Annotated in this window: 20 protein-coding genes; 2 read left to right on the top strand and 18 right to left on the bottom strand. The window is 69.1% G+C overall.

The window, feature by feature from the left end; translation table 11 throughout:
* Nucleotides 1-3: 3 nt before the first annotated feature.
* From nusB to ACFC3F_RS01945, 18 genes are all read right to left on the bottom strand, one after another.
* Nucleotides 4-414, bottom strand: a complete 411-nt coding sequence (gene nusB / locus ACFC3F_RS02030; RefSeq protein WP_376125935.1) for a transcription antitermination factor NusB — start codon at nt 412-414, stop codon at nt 4-6.
* Between the two features lie 3 nt (nt 415-417).
* On the bottom strand, nt 418-978 hold the full coding sequence (gene efp / locus ACFC3F_RS02025; RefSeq protein ID WP_376125933.1) for an elongation factor P: 561 nt from the start codon (nt 976-978) through the stop codon (nt 418-420).
* Between the two features lie 71 nt (nt 979-1,049).
* A complete protein-coding gene (locus ACFC3F_RS02020; protein ID WP_376125931.1) occupies nt 1,050-2,858 on the bottom strand; it encodes an oleate hydratase in 1,809 nt (602 codons plus the stop codon).
* A 92-nt stretch (nt 2,859-2,950) separates the two neighbouring features.
* Nucleotides 2,951-3,406, bottom strand: coding sequence for a type II 3-dehydroquinate dehydratase (aroQ, locus tag ACFC3F_RS02015; protein ID WP_376125928.1), 456 nt, complete (start codon nt 3,404-3,406; stop codon nt 2,951-2,953).
* A 252-nt stretch (nt 3,407-3,658) separates the two neighbouring features.
* Nucleotides 3,659-5,176, bottom strand: coding sequence for a DUF222 domain-containing protein (locus ACFC3F_RS02010; RefSeq protein ID WP_376125925.1), 1,518 nt, complete (start codon nt 5,174-5,176; stop codon nt 3,659-3,661).
* Nucleotides 5,173-5,811: an AFG1/ZapE family ATPase gene (gene zapE / locus ACFC3F_RS02005; RefSeq protein ID WP_376125922.1), complete on the bottom strand. Its 639-nt coding sequence runs from the start codon at nt 5,809-5,811 to the stop codon at nt 5,173-5,175. The genes ACFC3F_RS02010 and zapE overlap by 4 nt, the downstream gene beginning before the upstream one ends.
* Nucleotides 5,812-5,875: 64 nt before the next feature.
* On the bottom strand, nt 5,876-6,250 hold the full coding sequence (locus ACFC3F_RS02000) for a VOC family protein (protein WP_376125919.1): 375 nt from the start codon (nt 6,248-6,250) through the stop codon (nt 5,876-5,878).
* A 32-nt stretch (nt 6,251-6,282) separates the two neighbouring features.
* Nucleotides 6,283-7,182, bottom strand: a complete 900-nt coding sequence (locus ACFC3F_RS01995) for a VOC family protein (protein ID WP_376125916.1) — start codon at nt 7,180-7,182, stop codon at nt 6,283-6,285.
* A gap of 39 nt (nt 7,183-7,221) precedes the next feature.
* On the bottom strand, nt 7,222-8,298 hold the full coding sequence (aroB, locus tag ACFC3F_RS01990; RefSeq protein ID WP_376125913.1) for a 3-dehydroquinate synthase: 1,077 nt from the start codon (nt 8,296-8,298) through the stop codon (nt 7,222-7,224).
* Nucleotides 8,295-8,819, bottom strand: coding sequence for a shikimate kinase (locus ACFC3F_RS01985; RefSeq protein WP_376125910.1), 525 nt, complete (start codon nt 8,817-8,819; stop codon nt 8,295-8,297). The genes aroB and ACFC3F_RS01985 overlap by 4 nt, the downstream gene beginning before the upstream one ends.
* Entirely contained in the window at nt 8,803-10,032 is a 1,230-nt protein-coding gene (gene aroC / locus ACFC3F_RS01980; protein ID WP_376125907.1) for a chorismate synthase, read from the bottom strand. Before aroC ends, ACFC3F_RS01985 begins: the two co-directional genes overlap by 17 nt.
* Before the next feature lie 4 nt (nt 10,033-10,036).
* Nucleotides 10,037-10,876 (bottom strand): shikimate dehydrogenase, encoded by an 840-nt coding sequence (locus tag ACFC3F_RS01975; RefSeq protein WP_376125905.1) that lies wholly within the window; start codon nt 10,874-10,876, stop codon nt 10,037-10,039.
* Nucleotides 10,870-12,636, bottom strand: coding sequence for an endolytic transglycosylase MltG (mltG, locus tag ACFC3F_RS01970; protein WP_376125903.1), 1,767 nt, complete (start codon nt 12,634-12,636; stop codon nt 10,870-10,872). The genes ACFC3F_RS01975 and mltG overlap by 7 nt, the downstream gene beginning before the upstream one ends.
* Complete coding sequence (ruvX, locus tag ACFC3F_RS01965; RefSeq protein ID WP_376126128.1) at nt 12,637-13,104, bottom strand: Holliday junction resolvase RuvX; 468 nt, start codon at nt 13,102-13,104, stop codon at nt 12,637-12,639.
* Entirely contained in the window at nt 13,101-15,758 is a 2,658-nt protein-coding gene (gene alaS / locus ACFC3F_RS01960) for an alanine--tRNA ligase (RefSeq protein WP_376125900.1), read from the bottom strand. Before alaS ends, ruvX begins: the two co-directional genes overlap by 4 nt.
* A 61-nt stretch (nt 15,759-15,819) precedes the next feature.
* Nucleotides 15,820-16,050: an ATPase gene (locus ACFC3F_RS01955; protein ID WP_376125898.1), complete on the bottom strand. Its 231-nt coding sequence runs from the start codon at nt 16,048-16,050 to the stop codon at nt 15,820-15,822.
* A 128-nt stretch (nt 16,051-16,178) separates the two neighbouring features.
* Nucleotides 16,179-16,808, bottom strand: a complete 630-nt coding sequence (rpsD, locus tag ACFC3F_RS01950; protein ID WP_376125895.1) for a 30S ribosomal protein S4 — start codon at nt 16,806-16,808, stop codon at nt 16,179-16,181.
* Between the two features lie 304 nt (nt 16,809-17,112).
* Nucleotides 17,113-18,393: a replication-associated recombination protein A gene (locus ACFC3F_RS01945; RefSeq protein WP_376126125.1), complete on the bottom strand. Its 1,281-nt coding sequence runs from the start codon at nt 18,391-18,393 to the stop codon at nt 17,113-17,115.
* A gap of 176 nt (nt 18,394-18,569) precedes the next feature.
* Between ACFC3F_RS01945 and ACFC3F_RS01940 the strand changes: the two genes are divergently transcribed.
* Both ACFC3F_RS01940 and ACFC3F_RS01935 read left to right on the top strand, forming a co-directional pair.
* Entirely contained in the window at nt 18,570-18,911 is a 342-nt protein-coding gene (locus ACFC3F_RS01940) for a dioxygenase (RefSeq protein WP_376125893.1), read from the top strand.
* A 554-nt stretch (nt 18,912-19,465) separates the two neighbouring features.
* Entirely contained in the window at nt 19,466-20,647 is a 1,182-nt protein-coding gene (locus tag ACFC3F_RS01935; RefSeq protein WP_376126122.1) for a DUF349 domain-containing protein, read from the top strand.
* The last annotated feature ends 40 nt before the right edge of the window (nt 20,648-20,687 follow it).

Below are 20,687 nucleotides of genomic sequence, written 5' to 3'. Positions count from 1 at the left end.
GGATCAGGTGGCGCGGGCGATCCGGCCGAGAACGCCGTGCACGAACGATCCCGATTCGTCGGTCGAGAATTCCTTCGCGAGTTCGACCGCCTCGTCGATTGCGACAGCGGGCGGCACGTCATCGTTGTAGAGGAGCTCCCACACGCCGATGCGCAGCACGGCGCGGTCGACGGCGGGCATGCGGGCGAGACTCCAGTCCTTCGCGAAGGTCGTGATCTGCTCGTCGATCGCGTCGCGATTGTCGATCACGCCGTCGATGATGTCGCGGGCATACAGCCACGACGCTTCGCGTGCGGGTTCGCTTGCGGCGCGCTTCGCTTCCGCGGCGAGGACGGTCCGCAGTTCGTCACCGCGGACATCGGACTGGAAAAGGATGTCGAGCGCGCGTTTGCGCGCTTTGGAACGAGCGCTCACGCCTTACTTCTCGCGACCGAGGTACTCGCCGGTGCGCGTGTCGACCTTGATCTTCGTGCCTGTCTCGAGGAACAGCGGCACCTGCACCTCGTAGCCGGTCTCGACGGTCGCGGGCTTCGTGCCCGCCGATGAGCGGTCGCCCTGCAGGCCCGGTTCGGTGTAGGTGACTTCGAGAACGACGGATGCCGGCAGGTCGATGTACAGCGGGTTGCCGTTGTTGAGCGCGATCGTGACCTGCTGGTTCTCGAGCAGGAAGTTCTTGGCGTCTCCGACGGTCGCAGCCTGAACGGTCAGCTGGTCGTAGTCGGTGGCATCCATGAAGACGAAGCCTTCGCCGTCGTTGTACAGGTAGGTGAAGTCGCGGCGGTCGACGTTCTCGATGTCGATCTTGGTGCCGGCGTTGTAGGTCTTGTCGATCGTCTTTCCGGTGACGACGTTCTTCATCTTCGTCCGCACGAACGCGCCGCCCTTGCCCGGCTTGACGTGCTGGAACTCGACGACGCTCCAGAGCTGGCCGTCGATGTTCAGGACGATGCCGTTCTTGATGTCTGCGGTCGATGCCATGAGGTGATTCAGTCCGATCGTGTGGGAAGCCGACGCTCGAGTCTACGGGATGCCGGGAAGCGGCATCCCGTTCACTCCACGGCGTCGTCCAGACGAGGCCGCGGCTGCGTGTCGCCGTGCGGGGCGACCAGGCCGAAGTCGGTCAGCAGCTCGCCCAGCTGCGACGTGTCGAGTTTGTCGAGGATGCGTCCTTCGACGAAGTTCGGTCCTGGAATGTGCACGGCTTCGCCGTCGGCGAGTCGCGTCGTCGCCTTCATCAGCCAGCGGATGTCGTAGGTCGAGTTGAAGACCTCGGGCACTCCCCGCTCGACGCCGAGCAGCTGGTAGGCGGATTCCATTCCGGTGCGCACGGAGTACTCGGTCGTGAAGATCGTGTCTCGCGTGGTCTCGGCGAACTGCCCGATGAAGGCGAAGTTGACGGCGCCCTCGGGCACGACGTCGGGGCGATCGCCCGCTCGGCGCGGCATGAAGAACGCGTCGACGTACGGCATCATGACGGGCACGGCGCTCGCGCCGGTCGCTGCCAGTTCGGGGATGTCGTCGGTGGGCACACCCAGGTGATAGAGCCACTCCCGGGTGATCTCCTCGCCCGTGCACTCCTGCATCGGCTTGGTGACGTAGTCACCGGGCACGTCGGCGAACAGGGCGTAGAACCAGACGACGATCTCATCGGGCGACTGGTTCTTGAAGTGCGGCTGCCGGTTGACCGTCCAGCTCAGCAGCCACGAGGAGTCCTTTGCCGTCACGATGCCGCCCGTCACGACTCTGCCGCTGAACGGGTCGCGCTGGGCGATCTTCTCGATGTAGGCGGGGATGCGCTCGTCGAGCGTCGTGATGGTCGCCGATTCCCACTTCGTCTCGGCGATGTCGCCCGCGAAGACGTCGGGGTGGCCGAAGGACGGGTCCTTCGCGGCGATCCGACGCCACAGGTCCCACGCGGGGGCAGGACCGGTGTCGAGCGTGGCGGGGGTGTGGTGGTCGCCCTCATCGGAGTTCTCGGTCAGCGAGCCGATCGTCGTGAGCACCAGGTCGTTCTCACCGAGGTCGATGCCGCCGTCGCCGTCGGCATCGGTCCAGTGGATGCGGGTCGCCACCTTCCGGTCGCCCGTGATGTCGAAGTCGATGTCGGTGACGGTCGTCGAGAACCGGAACGTGACGCCCTGATCGAGCAGCCAGCGGTAGAGCGGCAGGACGAGCGATTCGTACTGGTTGTATTTCGTGAACTTGAGGGCGGAGAGGTCGGGCAGGCCGCCGATGTGGTGGATGAAGCGGTGCAGGTAGAGCTTCATCTCGAGGGCGGAATGCCACTCCTCGAACGCGAACATCGTGCGCCAGTACAGCCAGAAGTTGCTCTGCAGGAACTCCTCGCCGAAGACGTCGGTGATGCGCTTGCCCTCCATCTGCTCGCGCGTGGCCATGATGACCTTGACGATCTCGTTCTGCGCCTTCTTGCTGAGGGTGAAGAGCTTGTCGGTGTGGGCGTCCTGCCCCTGCTTCTCGGTGACGCGGCAGAGCGAGAAGTTCGGGTCGTCCTTGTTGAGCCAGTAGAACTCGTCGAGCACGCTCGCGCCGTCGATCTCGATGGACGGGACCGACCGGAAGAGATCCCACAGGCACTCCATGTGGTCTTCCATCTCGCGCCCGCCGCGGATGACGAAGCCCTTCTTCGGCTTCTTGATGCCGTCGAGTGCTCCGCCGGGCAGGTCGAGCTCTTCGAGGATCGTGATCTTGGAGCCGTCCATCTGGCCGTCGCGGATCATGAACGCGGCGCCCGCCATCGATGCGAGGCCCGCGCCGACGAACCAGGCGGTCTTGTCGTCGACTCCCTCGGGTTTGCGCGGACGCGCGAAGGCTTCGTAGTTGCCGCTGCTGTAGTACATGCACTCCCCCGTCGTCGAACCTGCTCGCTTCTCGTGTCTACCGCGTGGCCGGCGAGATCACACCCGTTACGGCGTCGGTTTCGTGCCGGATGTCACCCGTCGGTCTGTCCCGTGATGAGGTCGATCAGCAGTTCGACGGCTTTCGCGTAGCCCTGCACGCCTTCGCCGATCACGTGCACGGCGGCGACATCGGCGACGTAGGAGCGGTGCCGGAACGGCTCGCGCTCGAGCACGTTCGAGATGTGGACCTCGGCAACGGGGAGCGCGACTCCCGACAGGGCATCCCGCAGCACGATGGAGGTGTGCGTGAGGCCGCCGGGGTTGATCACGATGCCGGCGCAGTCCTCACGGGCGTCGTGGATCGCGTCGAGCAGGACGCCTTCGTGGTTGCTCTGCACGGCTCGCACGTCGAAGCCGCGTACGGCCGCGGCATCCGTCGTGATGCGCTCGACGTCGGCGAGCGTACTCGTGCCGTAGACGTCGGGTTCGCGTGTGCCGAGCAGGTTGAGATTGGGCCCGTTCACGAGCAGCAGTCGACGTTCGGTCACGCGATCACCCTACCGATCGATGGATGCGCGACCGGCCGCTCGCGGCGCTCCCGGGCGCTGATCGGCCGGCGGTCGCTCGGACTCTCGCGTGGTCGGGTGTGCCGGTGACGAGGCGCACGACACACGGCACGGCACGGCACACGGCACGGCACGGCACGGCGCGGCACACGGCGCGGCACGGCGCGCGTGGCACCGGCCGCGACGGCGCAGCGAAGGCGAGACGGTGGTCGGTCGGCGGCATCCGAGTCGGTCTCATGCAGCCTGGAAGCGTCGAGGCGAGCGCGACTCGAGGCGGATGGGTTCGTCGATGGCGCCGGTGACGGGGTCGGGCGGCGACTGGAGCCAGTACGTGTCCAGCTGAGTGTGCTGGTCGCGTTTTCGGATGATCCGCCACCCTTGATTGTGCAGACGCAGGTGGCAGTTTCGGCAGAGTGGTACTCCGTCATCGATATCGGTTCTGCCGTGGTCTTCGTACCAATGGTCGGTGTGATGGAACTCCGACCAGTCGATCGGCGCCGTGCATCCGGGCCAGATGCACCCGCCGTCTCGGATCGCGATCGCGATCCTCTGCTTTCTCGTGAAGAGCCGTTCTTCGCGGCCCACATCGAGGGGTCTGCCGAAGGGGTCGATCGTGACCGCGATCGCGCCGGCGTCGCACAGGAGCTTCTCGATCACTCCCCCGGGAAGCGCCGCCCCCGAGTGCTCGACGTGTCCGACGCCGGCGACACGCATCCCGCCTCGCTCGGACGGGCTCTCGATGGCGCTGGCCTCGACGACGACCCGGACGCCGGGCTGCCTGTCGCCGAATGCCTGTCGGGGGTCGGCGTTCGCTCCCGAGCGGAGCACCGCCACGACGGTGTCGTACTGCAGCTGCTCGTTCGTGCGCTCGTCTGCCGTGGCCTCCTTCGCCCGCTCGGCGGCATCCGAGCCGACGAACCTCGGCCCTCGTCGTGGACGCAGCGCGGCATGGAGCATCGACTGCACCCACGCGGCCGCCTCGTCATCGAACGCGATCCTCGCGTGATGCCTGCCCTGCTCGTCGATCCACATCCGGAACGACCGAGCGGCGAACCGTTCTTCGAACCGAAGCGTCACACCGACGGGGTCGAGCCGATCGCGGGCGATGCGTGCCGTCGCGCGCAGCTCTTCGACGGGCAGCGTCGCCGCCTCATGCAGCAGCAGCTCCACGGCGTTGGCCCAGGCTTCGGGCAAGAACTCGGGATCCAGCTCGGGATATCGCTCGACGGGCGGCTCGCCGATGCCGATCAGGATCGCCTGGAACTGGGCTTGTCCGATTTTTCCGCCCGTCAGCGCCTCGCGCAGTAGCATCCGCCACCGCGGTGCGCTCGGCGCGCTGGGTCGGTCGGGACGCGGCTCGTCATCGCTGGTGACGTCGGCGACCGTGACGAGGAGATCCTCACCCGTCTTCAGCGTGCGCCCGACATCGGTGCGGGATTGCCCCGTGATGTTCTGCACGAGTGACGTGACATTGCGGTGCCCCTTGCGCTGCGCGAGCCCCGCGTGTCCGAGCTCGCGTGAGGACCGCCGTGCGATCTCGGCGGCCGCGGACGCGCTGACCAGATCGAGCGCATTGCGTGCTTCGCTCACATCGGCGAGCACCGCCAGCAGTGCGTCGTCGTCGAGCGCCGCCACGCCCGGGGTCACATCGACCTCGCCGTCACTCGCACTTTCAGCACCGGTGCTCACTCGTTCGGCGACGCGCGCGACCGCTGCGACCAGACGGCCGGTGAGTGCGGGGTTCGACGTCATAGAACAAAGATACGAAGGGCCTCCGACATCGACAGGCTCGAATGGACTGTTTTCGAGTCTGCGGAGGTAACGAAACGGTAACGGTTGCGGTGAGGTTGCGGCGCCCTCAGCGGTCCGCCACGAGGAGGTGGAGGCGGCTCGCCATACGAAAAGGCGTCGGGCCGTGCGGCTGCGTTCGTGAGGAAGCCGGGCAGATCGACGGGCGATGAAAACGCCACGGGGACGTCGGCATCGACCAGCACGTCGATGAGGCTGATGAAGCGCTGCTGAGCTTCGGGATCGGCGTCTGCGAGCGGAGGTATCCCCGTGATCGTCCACCGCCGAAATGTCCGTGACCAGTGCAGATGCTCGATCGTCGACGTCGCTGCCGAGCAGAGCTGGTCGAACGTCGCCACCAACTCGCCGTCCCGTGCCGACACGACGCTGAAGGCCCGGTCACCGACCGTGACGATCTGCTGAGGGGACGGCGCGACGCCGGCCGGCGTCCTCATCCAGGTGCCGGCGGCGAACCCCCGGGAGTGCTGCTCGTTGACGGTTCGGTAGTCGAGCGGACCGGCGAGATTCCACACATCCAGGTGCGTTTTGATGAGGGCGATGCCCGGCTCGAAGATGTGGTGCCAGATGGGATCGGGCACGGGAAGTCATACCTCGGATCACCCGTACGCTACCTCCGCCACCTGCTGGAGTAGCCGCCCGCGCTCAGGCCGGACCCCACACGCCGAGCTCGTTGCCGCTCGGATCGAGGAAATGAAAGCGCCGCCCGCCGGGGAAGGCGTACGGTTCCTGCACGATCGTGCCGCCCGCCGCGACGACGGCGTCGCGCGTCGCGTCGAGATCGTCGCTGTAGAGCAGGACGAGCGGCCCTCCGCGCTGCACCTCATCGCCGAGCAGGAGCCCGCCGGCCTCGTCGCCCTCGGCCTCGGCCGGAGTCCGGATGCCCGAATACTGATCGCCGTAGTCGGTGAAGGTCCACCCGAACGCGGCACCGTAGAAATCCCGCGCGGCGCGCATATCGGTGACGGTGATCTCGACGTAGTCGATCGTGAGCGGAATCGAATGTGTGTGCGTTGCCATGCCGCACACACTCGCACAGACCGCCGACACGATCACAGGTCGGCGATGATGATCTTCTTCATGTCGAGCATCCCCTGATAGACGCCCGGTTCCTGGGCCCGGTCGCCCATGTCGGCGGGCGTGATCTGCCAGCTGAGACCGAACCGGTCGACGAGCCAGCCGCACGCCTCGGCCTCGGGTACCGCGCTCAGGGCATCCCACAGCCGGTCGATCTCGGCCTGGTCGCGGCAGCGGACCTCGAGCGAGACACCCGGCGTGAACGACGAATCCTGCGGCGCGCCGGAATCCATCGCGGTGAACCACTCCCCCGCGAGCTGGAACTCGCTGAACATGACGGCACCCGCGGCAGCAGGGCCCGTCTCCTCCGGGTACGGCACGATCGTCCCGAGCCGTCCGCCGAAGATCGAGGTGTACGCCTCGACGGCTTCGGCCGCCCGGTTCTGCGCCGTCGCACCGAACAGCAGCGACGGGATCAGGAACGGCCGGGGATCGCCTTCGGGGTCTGTGAGCATGAGCTGCCACGTGACTCCGTAGCGGTCTTCGACCCACCCGTATCGCGCGCTGAACGGGTACTCCCCCAGCTCCATGAGCACGCGGCCGCCGACGCAGAGTTCGATCCAGAGGGCATCCAGCGCCCCACGCGCAGCCGCTTCGTCGCCGCGGAACATGAGCGGATCGAAGTTGACCATGAACGACAGCGAGGCGTTCGGGCGGAAGGTGCCGTCGGAATTGATGAGTGACAGGTGATAGCCATCGATCACGACGTCGATCGTGAGGACGTCGCCGGCGAAGTCCTTCTGGAAATCCGGCAGGTCCTCCGCCGGATAGCGCAGCGTCACTTCGCTCGTCGCCTTCGGAAAGATCCGCGTGTAGAACTCCGCGGCCTCAGCGGCCGTCCGATTGCACCAGATGTTGGGGACGATCTTCTGCATGTCGCCACTCTTCGCCTCCGCGAAGCGCGGCGCAAGAGGTCAGCCCGCGACCTCCTGGTACGCGGCGAACAGCAGCGATTCGTCGGGCGCCTGCAGCACCGTCGGACGCCCGATCTCGTCGAGGACGATGAAGCGCAGCATCCCGCCCCGGCTCTTCTTGTCGCGCTGCATCGATGCCTTCAGCTGCGGCCATGCGCCCGCGCGGTAGGTCGTCGGAAGCCCCAGAAGATCCAGGATGCTGCGGTGCCGCTGCGCCGCGTCATCGGAGAGCCGCCCCGCCAGACGCGACAGCTCGGCGGCGAAGACCATGCCGACCGAGATCGCGGCGCCGTGCCGCCACCGGTAGCGCTCGGCATGCTCGATCGCGTGGCCGAGCGTGTGCCCGTAATTGAGGATCTCGCGCAGTCCCGCCTCGCGGAAGTCCTCGCTCACGACGCGGGCCTTCATGTCGATTGCGAGTTCGATCGCGCGGCGGAACGCATCGCTGTGCGGGTCGACGGCCTTGTCGGGGTCGGCTTCGATGAGGTCGAGGATCTCGGGCGCCCAGATGAACCCCGCCTTGACGACCTCGGCGTACCCCGCGACGGTCTCGTTGCGCGAGAGCGAGTCGAGCAGGTCGAGATCGCAGACGACGGATGCCGGGGGCCAGAACGCACCGACGAGGTTCTTGCCCTCCGCGGTGTTGACGCCGGTCTTGCCGCCGACCGCGGCGTCGACCATCCCGAGCACCGTGGTCGGCACCTGAACGACCTCGATGCCGCGCAGCCACGTGGCGGCGACGAAGCCTGCGAGGTCGGTGACGGCGCCTCCGCCGAAGCCCACGACGACGTCGGTGCGCGTGAAGTCCGCCTTGCCCATGACCTGCCAGCAGAAGGCGGCGACCTCGATGCGCTTGCCGGCTTCGGCGTCGGGGATCTCGGCGAGCAGCACCTCGCGGTCCCCGAGAAGCGAATCGCGCAGTGCCTCGGCCTGCGCCGCGAGCGTCGGCGGGTGCACGATGAGCACCTTGCGCGCCGCTTCGGGCAGCTGCTCGCCGAGGCTGCGCAGGATGCCGCGCCCCACGGTGATCGCGTAATCGTGCTGGCCTGTGACGGTGATGCGGGTCGTGTCGGTCATGGCGTCTCCTCGTCGGTGCGGCGCACCCACTCGACGACGGCGTCGACGACCTGCTGCAACGGGCCGTGCGACGTGTCGAAGGTGACGTCCGCGAGTTGTTCGTACACGGGGCGACGTTCCCGGTAGATCGTCGTCCACCGCTCGAGCGCGTCGCCGTTCTGCAGGAGAGGCCGCTGCGAGTCCTTGACCCGCCCGGCCACGACGTGGGGCGCGACCGTGAGCAGCACGACGCGGTGCGCAGCGACCGCGTCGTGCGTCGCGGGGTCCAGCACCGCTCCCCCGCCGAGTGACACGACGCCCCCCGTCGCGAGTCCCTCGAGCACCGCATCCCGCTCGAGAGCGCGGAAATGCGACTCGCCGTGTTCGGCGAAGATCCGCTCGATCGGACCGTGGTCGCGCACGACGGCGATGTCGCTGTCGAAGAACGCGCGCCCCGTCGCCTTGGCCACCTTGCGTCCGATGCTCGTCTTGCCGGCGCCCATCGGGCCGATCAAGACGATCGCGTCAGAGCGCGAGGTCATGCTGAGCGAGGCCGGCGTCGCTCGCGTCGGTCGTGCGCAGCGTCGTCGGAAGCGCCGCGAGGTACCCCTCGAGATTGCGCCTGGTCTCGGCGACGCTGTCGCCGCCGAACTTCTCGAGCACGACACCGGCGAGCACGATCGCGGTCATCGCCTCGGCGACGACTCCCGCGGCCGGCACGGCGCAGACATCCGAGCGCTGGTGGTGCGCCGACGCTGCCTCTCCCGAGGCGATGTCGACCGTGCGCAAGGCACGCGGAACCGTCGCGATGGGCTTCATGCCGGCGCGTACGCGCAGCACGGTGCCCGTCGACATCCCGCCCTCGGTGCCGCCGGCCTTGTCGGACGAGCGGGTGATGCCGTCGTCGGTCACGAAGAGCTCATCGTGCGCGGCCGAGCCGCGGCGCCGCGTCGTCTCGAAGCCGTCGCCGATCTCGACGCCCTTGATCGCCTGGATCGACATGAGCGCCTCGGCGAGCTTCGCATCGAGGCGGCGGTCCCAGTGCACGTGCGAGCCGAGCCCGGGCGGAAGCCCGTATGCGAGCACCTCGACGATTCCGCCGAGCGTGTCGCCGTCCTTGCGTGCGGCGTCGACTTCGGCGACCATCGCGGCGCTCGTCGCAGCGTGGAAGCAGCGCAGCGGATCGGCGTCGAGCGCCTCGAGGTCGTCGGGGGTCGGCAGTGCCGCATCCGCCGGCGCCTGCACGGGGCCGATCGACAGCGTGTGCGAGACGAGCCGGATGCCGAGCTCGGACAGGAACGCGCGGGCGAGCGCGCCGAGCGCGACGCGTGCCGCCGTCTCGCGGGCGCTCGCGCGCTCGAGAATGGGCCGGGCCTCGTCGAAGCCGTACTTCTGCATGCCGACGAGGTCGGCGTGGCCGGGGCGCGGGCGGGTCAGGGTGGCGCCGCGTCCGCGTGAGCGGTCGGTCAGTTCGACCGGCTCGGCGCTCATGACCTCGCTCCACTTGGGCCACTCGGTGTTCCCGATGCGCAGCGCGATGGGGCTGCCGAGCGTGAGCCCGTGCACGACACCCGACGAGATCGAGAGCTCGTCCTCTTCGAACTTCATGCGCGAGCCGCGGCCGTAGCCGAGCTTGCGACGGGCCAGATCGGCCTGGATCGCGGCACGCGAAACCGGGATGCCGGAGGGCAGGCCCTCCATGATGGCGACGAGTTCGGGACCGTGGGATTCGCCGGCCGTGAGCACGCGGAGCATTGCTCTAGTCTCCCACGACCGCCCGGCGCATTGCGGCCAGCACGTCGGACTCCCCCGCGAGAGGGGTTTCCGGGTCGCCCGCGACGAAGATCCGCACCTGCAGGAGAGCTTGGTGCAGCAGCATCCCGAGTCCCGAGATCGCCGGAGTGCCCGCCCGCTCCCAGGCGGCTGCGAGATCGGTCGGCCAGTGGCCGTAGACGACGTCGAGCAGGAGCCCTCCGGCGGAGGCGAGGCGATCAGCGGCGTCGGCGTCGAGCACGGCCTCGCCGGGCAGCGTCGCGATCGTGACGTCGGCGTGCGCGTGCGAGGGGGCATCGAACGCCGCGGGCCTGACGGTCACGGCGAGCCGCTCGCCGAGCCCGACCAGCGGCTGCACTGCGTCCGGACGCCGGGCGACGACATCGACCGAGGTCGCGCCGAGCTCGGCCAGGGCGACGAGGGCAGACGTCGCGGTGGCGCCCGCACCCACGATCCGTCCGTGCGTGACCGCGGAGATCCCTTCTTCGCGCAGCGCGCCGACCAGACCGCCGATGTCGGTGTTGAACCCGTGCGGGCCGTCCGAGGTCAGCAGCAGCGTGTTCACGGCTCCGGTCGCTTCGGCGCGCGCATCGCGCACGACGGATGCTGCGAACGCGGCCCCCTTGAGGGGGTAGGTGACCGACAGTCCGTGCCACGTCGAGTCCAGCGCGGCCAGAGCGCTGTCGAACGACGCGGCGTCGACCTGCTGCCGCCCGTACGACCAATCGCGGCCGAGCTCTGCGTACGCCGCCGCGTGAAGCTGCGGGGACCGGCTCTGAGACACCGGGTCCCCCCAGACCGCGAGGCGCCGAGGGGCGTTCAGCATCCCGAATCGGGATTGTCGCGGCACCACGAGATCCACTGCTCGACCGCGCGGTTGTGATCGTTCAGGTTCGACGTGAACACCGTTTCACCGGTGTCGAGGTTCACCGTCACGAAGTACAGCCAGTCACCGGGTGCCGGGTTCATGACGGCGTTGATCGCCGCGTCGCCGGGGTTCGAGATCGGCCCCGCCGGAAGCCCCTGGCGCGTGTACGTGTTCCAGGGGTTGTCGTCGGCGAGCGCTTCGGCGCTGGAGCTCGCCGAGCCGGAGTGCATCTCGCCGTAACCGAACTGCGCGGTCGAGTCCATCTGCAGGTAGCCGAACGTCTCTTGATTGTTCGGGTCCATACGGTTGTCGATGACCGTCGCGACCTTCTGCATGTCGTCTTCGAAGCGGGCCTCGCGCTGGATGATCGAGGCGACCGTGAGCACGCGCTGGCGGTCGTCGACGGGGACGCCTGCTCCGTCGAGCGCCTGTACGGTGCGGCCCACGAGGGTGGAGATGACGTCGGTCGCCGTCACGCCGGGGTCGAACTGGTACGTCGCGGGGAAGAGCCAGCCTTCCAGCGACGATGCGCTCACGCCGTAGTCGGCGGGGGTGGCCACGGCGGCCTGGAACTCCTCGAGCGGGATCCCGATGACGTCGGCGAGGATCGGCAGCGACTGCTCGACCGTGAGCCCTTCGCGCAGCTGTGCCATGTTCTCGAGCTTGTTCGCGGGATCGAGGATCGCCTCGAGCGCCGCGGCCGAGGTCATCTGCTGCTGCATCTGGAACACGCCCGGCTGGAAGGGAGGGTTGAGCCCTTCGGCGATCAGGTAGTCGTAGAAGGCCTCCGGCGTCTTCGTGATGCCGGCTTCGTGCAGCTTCGGTGAGATGGAGTAGCCCGTGTCGCCCGAGACGATCGTGAGCAGCGCTTCGCCGTTGGCGAGCCCTGCTTCGTAGTCCTTCGGCTCCTCCCAGCCCATGAACGCGCGGATGCGGTCCTCGTAGGTCGACCAGACGTACCAACCACCTGCCGAGAGCCCGCCGAGGATCGCGACGATGACCCCGAGGGCGACCCAGCCCGCGACGCGCCGGCGGCGCTTGTCCCGAGGACGCGGGTGCGTCCCGATGTCGTCGGTCGTGCTCTCGCCCGAGAAGAGGTCCTCGAGCCCCGGTGACGTCGAACGCGGAGCGCGCGTCGGCGGATCGTCGTCGAGCACCGACGTCGACGCCGCGCTCGCGCGCGCATACGCGGGCGCGCGGACCTCGCTGGCCGATGCCGCCGGGACGGGGTCGCTCGGCTGCCCAGCCGTCGCACGCACGGGCGAGGGCTGCTCGGCGGCACGCGGCGCGGGAAGCGACGGAGCGGGTGCGGCAGGCGTGGGCTCGGCGGGAGCCGGGGCGGCAGGCGTGGGCTCGGCGGGAGCCGGGGCGGGTGCGGCCGGAGTCGGCGCGGACGGCGTGGGCTCGGCGGGAGTCGGCGCGGACGGCGAGGGCGCAGGGCGGTCGGAAGCGGGCGTGGTCCGGACAGGCGTGGACTCGCCCGTGCCAGGCTCGACCGGGTCAGGCGCAGCTCCGGGGTCCTTCGCGGCGGCGGCGCGGAGCGCGGCCTCTCGTGCTTCGCGGCGGCTCATCGGCGGCGCACCCGTCGCGGGATCTGCCGGCGCCGGCGCCGGGGGCGCGGGGCGCTCAGCGCCATCGTCCCGGAGCACGCGGGAATTGGGATCGGGAAGTTTGCCGAAGAGGTCCGCGAAGGGGTCATCGGGTGTGGGATCGGGCATTCAGGCGGGCTCCTGGACGACGGGGGTACCGGCCGGGCGTCCCGTGCTCTTCTCAACGTCGAGAGCCTGCTGCAGAAGGACGACCGCCGCGACCTGATCCACAATGTTACGAGAAGAACGCTGAGAACGCCCGGAATCGCGCAGAGCGGCGTGGGCCGAGACCGTCGAGAGGCGTTCGTCCACGAGGCGCACAGCCCGGTCGGCGGCCGCCGCGACGGCCGCCGCGAACTCTCGCGCGTCGGTCGTCGAGGGCGTGTCCTCGCCCCGCATGTTGAGCGGCAGACCGACGAGCACCTCGACCGCGTCGTACTCCTGCGCGAGGGTGACGATGCGCGCCACGGCGGCATCGTCGCGGGGCACGGTCTCGACGGGCGTTGCGAGCAGCCCGTCCGGATCGCACCGCGCGACGCCCACTCGGGCACGGCCGACGTCGACGCCGAGTCGCACTCCGCGACGGAAGGTCATCAGGCCTCGAGCGCCGTCGTGATGGCAGACAGAGCCGCCGGCAGAGCCGCGGCATCCGCACCGCCGCCCTGCGCGACATCGTCGCGTCCGCCGCCGCCGCCGCCGAGGACGCCGGCTGCGAGCTTGGCGAGCACGCCCGCCTTGCCGCCGGCCGTGCGCGCGGCGTCGTTCGTCGCGACGATGACGACGGGGCGCTCGCCCACCGTCGCGCCGAGCGCGACGACAGCGGGCTCTGAGCCGAGCCGGTCGCGCACCTGCAGGGCGAGGGTGCGGAGGTCATCACCGGATGCCGCCGTGCCGACGGCGTGCGCGACGACTCGGTACGCCCCGACACGGACCGCGTCGTTCGCCAGCGCGGGGGCACGTTCGGCGAGGGCCTTGGCTTCGTACGCCGCGATCTTCTTCTCGGCGGACTTGAGGCTCGCCGTGAGTTCGGCGATTCGCGCGGGAAGCTGCTCGCGGGGCGTCTTGAGCGATGTCGTCAGCTGCGAGACGAGCGCGCGCTCGGCGGCCAGGGACCGGAACGCGTCGAGGCCCACGAGGGCTTCGACCCGGCGGTTGGACGCGCCCACGGAGGATTCGCCCACGACGCTGATGAGTCCGATCTCGGCACTGCGTCCGACGTGGGTGCCGCCGCAGAGCTCACGCGACCAGGGGCCGCCGATGTCGACCATGCGCACGACATCGCCGTACTTCTCGCCGAACAGCGCCTGCGCGCCGAGCGCCTTCGCCTCGTCGAGCGGGAGCACCCGCGTCGTGACGTCGAGGTTGTCGCGCACGGCGTTGTTGGCGATCTCTTCGATCTCGCTCTTCGTCGCGTCAGACAGCGCCTGGCCCCACGAGAAGTCGAACCGCATGTAGCCGGCGCGGTTGAGCGACCCCGACTGCGTCGCGGACGAGCCGAGCGTGTCGCGCAGGGCGGCGTGGATGAGGTGCGTCGCCGAGTGCGCCTGCTGCGCCGAGCGGCGGTTCGCCGCATCGACGATGGTCGTCGCCGGCTGGCCGACGCCCACCTCACCGGTCGTGACCTGCACGGTGTGGCTGACCAGCCCCGCGACCGGGCGCTGCACGTCGAGCACCTCGAGCTCGTAGCCGGGCCCGACGATGATGCCCTTGTCGGCGACCTGACCGCCCGACTCGGCGTAGAGCGCCGTCTCGGCGAGGATGACCTCGGCGATCTGCCCGCTCGGAGCGCGGTCGACCGAGACGCCGTCGACGAGAATGCCGAGCACGGTCGACTCGGTCTCGAGATCGGTGAAGCCCGTGAAGACCGTCTCGCCCTGCGCGCGCAGATCGCGGTACACGCTCGTGTCGGCGAGCTGGCGTTTGCGCGAACGCGCATCCGCCTTGGCACGCGTGCGCTGCTCGAGCATGAGCGCGTCGAACGCGTCGCGGTCGACAGTGAGGCCCGCCTCTTGGGCGACCTCGAGCGTCAGATCGATCGGGAAGCCGTACGTGTCGTGCAGCAGGAACGCCTCGGCACCGGGGATCGTCGTGCCCCCGGCATCCTTCGTCGCGACGAGAGACTCGTCGAGGATCGCCTCGCCCGCGGCGAGGGTGCGCAGGAACGTCGCCTCTTCGGCCAGCGCGTACTGCTCGATGCGCGGATAGTCCGCCTCGACGACGGGATAGGTCGTCTTCATGGCGTCACGCGAGACGGCGAAGAGGTCGCGGAACGTCGGTCCGTCCACGCCCAGCAGGCGCATGGAACGGATGGCGCGGCGCATGAGACGACGCAGGATGTATCCGCGGCCGTCGTTCGAGGGCGTCACGCCGTCGGAGAGCAGCATGAGCGAGGAGCGCACGTGGTCGGCGACGACACGGAACCGCACGTCGTCTTCGTGCACGGCACCGTACTCGCGCCCTGACAGTTCGACGGCCTTGTCGAGCACGGGACGCACCTGGTCGGTCTCGTACATGTTGTCGACGCCCTGCTTGATGAACGCGACGCGTTCGAGCCCCATGCCGGTGTCGATGTTCTTGTTCGGCAGCTCGCCGACGATGTCGAAGACGTACTTGGACTGCACGTTGGTGATCTCGTACTGCATGAAGACGAGATTCCAGATCTCGACGTAGCGGTCGTCGTCGGTCGCGGGTCCGCCGTCGATTCCGTACGCGGGACCGCGATCGAAGAAGATCTCGGAACAGGGGCCCGCTGGTCCGGGCAGACCCGTCGACCAGTAGTTCGTGTCCTTGCCGAGGCGCTGGATGCGCTCTTCGGGCAGGTCGGTCAGCCGCAGCCAGAGGTCGTGTGCCTCGTCGTCTTCTTCGTAGACCGTGACCCAGAGGTCCTTCGGATCGAATCCGAGACCGCCGTCGGCGTCGGGGGTCGTGAGAAGCTCCCACGCGAAGCGGATGGCGCCCTCTTTGAAGTAGTCGCCGAACGACCAGTTGCCGAGCATCTGGAAGAACGTGCCGTGTCGCGGCGTGTGCCCCACCTCTTCGATGTCGAGGGTGCGCAGGCACTTCTGCACGTCGGCGGCGCGCTTGTACGGAGCCGGCACGTCACCGGAGAGGTACGGGATGAACGGCACCATTCCGGCGACCGTGAACAGCAGGGCGGGGTCGTCGGTGACGAGAGAGGCGGACGGCACGATGACGTGGTCCTGCTTCTCGAAATAGTCGAGGAAGCGCTGGGCGATCTCGGCGGTCTTCATGCGTGATGGCTCCTCGGACACGTCGGCGGCCGGGCGACCGCCGACGAATCGTGGTGGGTGGTCAGTCGGAGGACGAACGGGTGGAGTCCGCGACGGCCGATGCGGCGTCGGCGACGAGTCCCGCCATGCGCGACTCCTGCTCGCGGTAGGCATCGCCCATGCGCTCGGTGAACTCCGTGATGCGCGTGTCGACCTCAGCGAGCAGTTCGTGGCCGCGGGGGTCTTTGTTGACGAGGTGCGCGGCGACGAAGCCGCTCACGATGCCGAGCAGAAACCACAGCAGGTTCTTCATGTCACCACTTCCTCGCGAATGCCGCGAGCCGCGGCTTGGTCCATCGTAGGCGGAAACGACGAAGGGCGCCGGGTTTCCCCGACGCCCTTCCTGCGGCACTGACGACGGAACGTCAGCGCGCGTTGACGTCAGCGCGCCGCGTAGTACTCGACGACGAGCTGGACGTCGCAGACGACGGGAACCTCAGCGCGCTTGGGGCGACGCTCGAGACGGGCCTGCAGCTTGTCGAGCTCGACCTGGAGGTACGGCGGGACAGGAGGCAGAACCTCGGCGTGACCACCGGCGGCGGCGACCTGGAACGGCTCGAGCGCCTCGCTCTTCGGCTTGACGTGGATGAGCTGACCCGGCTTCACGCGGAAGGACGGGCGGTCGACGAGCTGGCCGTCGACGAGGATGTGGCGGTGCACGACGAGCTGGCGGGCCTGGGCCATCGTGCGGGCGAAGCCCGCACGAACGACGAGCGCGTCCAGACGCATCTCGAGCTGCTCGACGAGGTTCTCACCCGTCAGGCCGTCCTTGCGGCGAGCCTCTTCGAACTGGATGCGCAGCTGTGCCTCGCGGATGTTGTACTGCTCGCGCAGACGCTGCTTCTCACGCAGGCGGACGGCGTAGTCGCTGTCCTGCTTGCGCTTGGTGCGGCCGTGCTCACCCGGAGCGTACGGACGCTTCTCGAGGTACTTGGCGGCCTTGGGGGTCAGCGCGATGCCGAGAGCGCGCGAGAGGCGGACCTTGCGGCGGTCCTGGGCTTTCGAAGCCATGATTGCCTTCCGAAGACGTGGCCGTGTCTTTCACGGCTCACGGACGTATCTCCCGCTCCTCGCCCTGGCTGTGTGCACGTCGGGGCACACCGGAAGGTCGGTAAAGAGGGTGGGGATGCCCGAAAACTCGGTTTCAAGCCGGTCAAGTCTAACAGCCCTTCGACACGGCGGCTGTGCCGCCTGCTCAGGGACCGGGGATACACGGCGGCTGTGCCGCCTGCTCAGGGACCGCGGATGCACGGCGGCTGTGCCGCCTGCTCAGGGACCGCGGATGCACGGCGGCTGTGCCGCCTGCTCAGGCGGGTCAGTCGCCGTCGAGGATGCGGCGGATCTTCTCGAGACGCGCCTGCACGTCGCGTTCGGTCCCGAGCGCCTTGGGCTCGTAGTAGCGGCGACCGCGCAGCTCATCGGGCAGGTACTGCTGCGCCACGACCCCGATGTCGGCGTCATGGGGATAGCGGTAGCCCTTGCCGTGCCCGAGCCGCTTCGCGCCGGGATAGTGCGCATCGCGCAGGTGCGTCGGGACGCGTCCGAAACCTCCGGAACGCACATCGGCGATCGCCTTGTCGATCGCGAGGTAAGCCGCGTTGGACTTCGCTGTCGTCGCGAGGTACGCCGTCGCCTCGGCGAGCGGGATGCGCCCCTCGGGCATCCCGATGAACTGCACGGCGTCGGCGGCGGCGACAGCGAGCGGCAGTGCGTGCGGGTCGGCCAGGCCGATGTCTTCGGCGGCCGAGATGATGAGGCGCCGGGCGATGAAGCGCGGGTCTTCGCCCGCCTCGATCATGCGCGCGAGGTAATGCAGCGCGGCGTCGACGTCGGAGCCGCGGATCGACTTGATGAAGGCGCTGATGACGTCGTAGTGCTCGTCGCCCTGGCGGTCGTAGCGCAGCAGCGCGCGGTCGACGGCCTGCGCGATGTGGTCGGGCGTGACGGACGGCGCCGTCTCGTCGGCATTCGTCTCGATCGCGAGGGATGCCGCAGCCTCGAGCGTCGTGAGAGCGCGGCGCGCGTCGCCCGACGCGAGTCGCACGATGGCGTCGCGCGCCTCGTCGGGCAGCACGATCGAGTCGTGGAGGCCTCGGGCGTCGGTCGTCGCACGGGTCAGCAGCATCCTCAGGTCGTCGTCGGTGAGAGGGCGCAGCGTCAACAGAAGCGACCGCGACAGCAGCGGCGAGATCACCGAGAACGACGGGTTCTCGGTCGTCGCGGCGATCAGGACGACCCAGCCGTTCTCGACGCCCGGAAGCAGGGCGTCCTGCTGGGCCTTCGTGAATCGATGGATCTCATCGAGGAAGAGGATCGTCGATTGGCCGTAGAGATCGCGCTGCGTGAGCGCATCCTGCATGACCTCGCGGACGTCCTTGACCCCCGCCGTCACGGCCGAGAGCTCGACGAACCGCCGACCCGAAGAACGGGCGATCGCCTGGGCGAGAGTGGTCTTGCCCGTTCCGGGCGGGCCCCAGAGGATCACCGAGGTCGCGGCGCGCGTCGAAGCCTCGGAATCGGCGAGTGTGACCAAGGGCGACCCCGGTGCGAGCAGATGCCCTTGACCGGCGACCTCATCGAGCGAGGTCGGCCGCATCCGCACCGCGAGGGGCGTCTGCCCCTGGAAGAGCGCGGTGGGAGTGGGTGCAGTCACCCGTCCAGGCTAATCGCGTCGGCCGACACCGGGCCCGTTCGATGCAGCCGCCTTTGCCGCGAGCCTGCGTTCTGAATAGGATCGTCCCGGCCCGGGGCTCACCCGGAAAAGGAGGTCCCGTGTCCAGCGTGGGAAAGGACCGTGGTGCGCGTGAGACGCGCGAACGGTCGCGGGTATACCAGGCGCGTCAGGCGTTTCACCAGGGTCAGACGCGTCGCCGCACACGCGACAATCTGATCGCCGGCATCGGCGGCGGACTCGTCATCGTCGCGATCGTCGTCGTTCAGACGCTCTACTTCACCGTCGGACCGGGCACCCCGGTGCCCGAACCCGAGCCGACATCGATCACGACGCCGCCGGCGCTGCCGAGCTCCGTGCCCGATCCCGTGGACTCCGAGAGCCCCGTCCCCGAGCCCGTCGACACCGAGCTCCCCGAGCCCGAGCCGACCTCCACTCCCTGACCCGAGAACACCGCTGTCGAGACGTCGTGCGATGAAGCTCGCGTACTAGGCTTGACGCGTCCATCCCCCACAGGCGGCGAGGCCGCGATGAGGTGCAACCCGTGACTGCCGACGCAGAGCCCACTCCCCCGTCCCCCGAAGACGACACCACGCCGGTCTCCGACGTCGAGGCGACTCCGACCCCCGACGTCGAGGCGACTCCCGTCGCTGACGCCGAGGCCACTCCTGCCTCCGACCCCGAGGCCGCTCCTGCCCCGGACGCGGATGCCGCACCGGTCGCTGACGCCGAGGCCGCTCCTGCGCCGGACGCCGTCGCCGAGACCGCTCCGGTCGCCGGCGCCGGCGCCGACGCCACCGCGGAGCCCGCGGCCGAAATCACCACGCCGGCCCCGTCACCCGTGCCCACGCCGCGCCCTCGCGCCGTGCCGGCGCCGCCGTCCGCGGCAGCCCGCCCCAAGCCCGTTGCCGACTCCTCGTCGTCGCAGGCAGACGACGCGACGCCCGCCTCCGACGGCGAGCCGTGGGGGCGCGTCGACGACGACGGCACCGTCTCGGTGCGAGAAGCCGCGGGATGGCGCGTCGTCGGTCAGTACCCCGACGGCACGCCCGCCGAAGCACTCGCGTACTTCGAGCGCAAGTATTCCGACCTCGCCGGCGAGGTGTCGCTGCTCGAAGCGCGCCACCGTCGTGGCGGCGCATCAGCCTCCGACCTGCGTTCGGCCGCCCGTGCGCTGCTGAGCCGCACCACCGACGCGGCCGCCGTCGGCGATCTCGCCGGCCTCGAGGCGCGCCTCGGCGCGCTCACCGAAGCTCTCTCGGCGGCATCCGCGACCGAAGCCGCCGCTGCGCGCGAGGCGGTCGATGAGGCCGTGCGCGCACGCACGACCCTCGTCGAGCAGGCCGAGACGCTCGCGGCCCGCGACCCCAAGACGGTGCAGTGGAAGCAGGCTTCCGCCGACATGGCCGACCTGTTCGATCAGTGGCAGTCGCAGCAGCAGAACGGCCCGCGTCTGCCGAAGTCGACGGCGCAGCAGCTGTGGAAGCGTTTCCGCGATGCGCGCTCGACGGTCGACAAGCACCGCCGCGAGTTCTATGCCCAGCTGGACGGCGCCCATAAAGAGGTGCGCGAGCGCAAGTCGAAGCTCGTCGAACGCGCCGAGGCCCTCGCGCCGAAGGGTGAGGACGGCATTCCGGCCTACCGCGACCTGCTCGACCAGTGGAAGGGCGCCGGCCGCGCCGGCAAGAAGACCGACGACGCACTGTGGGCGCGGTTCAAGGCGGCCGGAGATGCGCTCTATTCGGCGCGCGTCGAGCGCGAAGCCGCTGACATCGAAGCATCGCGCGAGAAGATCGAGGCGAAGCGCGAACTGCTCGTCGAAGCCAAGACCATCGCCGACGAGCCGGAGCTCGCGAAGGCTCGTGCGGCTCTCACCGGTATCCAGCGGCGCTGGGACGACATCGGTCGTGTGTTCCCCCGCGACGCGGAGCGTGGCCTCGACGACGACCTGCGGAAGATCGAGCAGGCGCTGCGCACCCGCGAAGAGACCGATTGGAAGCGCAACAACCCCGAGACCAAGGCGCGCGCGAACGACATGACGCGCCAGCTCACCGACGCGATCGAGAAGCTCGAGCAAGAGCTCGACGCCGCGAAGGCATCGGGCGACAAGCGTTCGATCGCGCAGGCGAGCGAAGCGCTCGAAGCGCGTCGCGGATGGCTCAAGGCGCTCGGCGGCTAGAGTTCACACCGTCTTCAGATCGGCCCGGTTCTCCACAACC

Source organism: Microbacterium sp. NPDC055910 (assembly GCF_042271185.1).
Taxonomy (GTDB): Bacteria; Actinomycetota; Actinomycetes; order Actinomycetales; family Microbacteriaceae; genus Microbacterium.
Note: the sequence above shows the minus strand (reverse complement) of the source record. Positions and strands in the feature narration are given on the sequence as shown.

Excerpts from the sequence above, each read along its gene's own strand:
- efp (WP_376125933.1), bottom strand. The coding sequence starts at position 978 with ATGGCATCGACCGCAGACATCAAGAACGGCATCGTCCTGAACATCGAC.
- ACFC3F_RS02020 (WP_376125931.1), bottom strand. The coding sequence starts at position 2,858 with ATGTACTACAGCAGCGGCAACTACGAAGCCTTCGCGCGTCCGCGCAAA.
- ACFC3F_RS02010 (WP_376125925.1), bottom strand. The coding sequence starts at position 5,176 with ATGACGTCGAACCCCGCACTCACCGGCCGTCTGGTCGCAGCGGTCGCG.
- ACFC3F_RS02000 (WP_376125919.1), bottom strand. The coding sequence starts at position 6,250 with ATGGCAACGCACACACATTCGATTCCGCTCACGATCGACTACGTCGAG.
- ACFC3F_RS01995 (WP_376125916.1), bottom strand. The coding sequence starts at position 7,182 with ATGCAGAAGATCGTCCCCAACATCTGGTGCAATCGGACGGCCGCTGAG.
- aroB (WP_376125913.1), bottom strand. The coding sequence starts at position 8,298 with ATGACCGACACGACCCGCATCACCGTCACAGGCCAGCACGATTACGCG.
- ACFC3F_RS01985 (WP_376125910.1), bottom strand. The coding sequence starts at position 8,819 with ATGACCTCGCGCTCTGACGCGATCGTCTTGATCGGCCCGATGGGCGCC.
- aroC (WP_376125907.1), bottom strand. The coding sequence starts at position 10,032 with ATGCTCCGCGTGCTCACGGCCGGCGAATCCCACGGTCCCGAACTCGTC.
- ACFC3F_RS01975 (WP_376125905.1), bottom strand. The coding sequence starts at position 10,876 with ATGCTGAACGCCCCTCGGCGCCTCGCGGTCTGGGGGGACCCGGTGTCT.
- mltG (WP_376125903.1), bottom strand. The coding sequence starts at position 12,636 with ATGCCCGATCCCACACCCGATGACCCCTTCGCGGACCTCTTCGGCAAA.
- alaS (WP_376125900.1), bottom strand. The coding sequence starts at position 15,758 with ATGAAGACCGCCGAGATCGCCCAGCGCTTCCTCGACTATTTCGAGAAG.
- ACFC3F_RS01955 (WP_376125898.1), bottom strand. The coding sequence starts at position 16,050 with ATGAAGAACCTGCTGTGGTTTCTGCTCGGCATCGTGAGCGGCTTCGTC.
- rpsD (WP_376125895.1), bottom strand. The coding sequence starts at position 16,808 with ATGGCTTCGAAAGCCCAGGACCGCCGCAAGGTCCGCCTCTCGCGCGCT.
- ACFC3F_RS01945 (WP_376126125.1), bottom strand. The coding sequence starts at position 18,393 with ATGCGGCCGACCTCGCTCGATGAGGTCGCCGGTCAAGGGCATCTGCTC.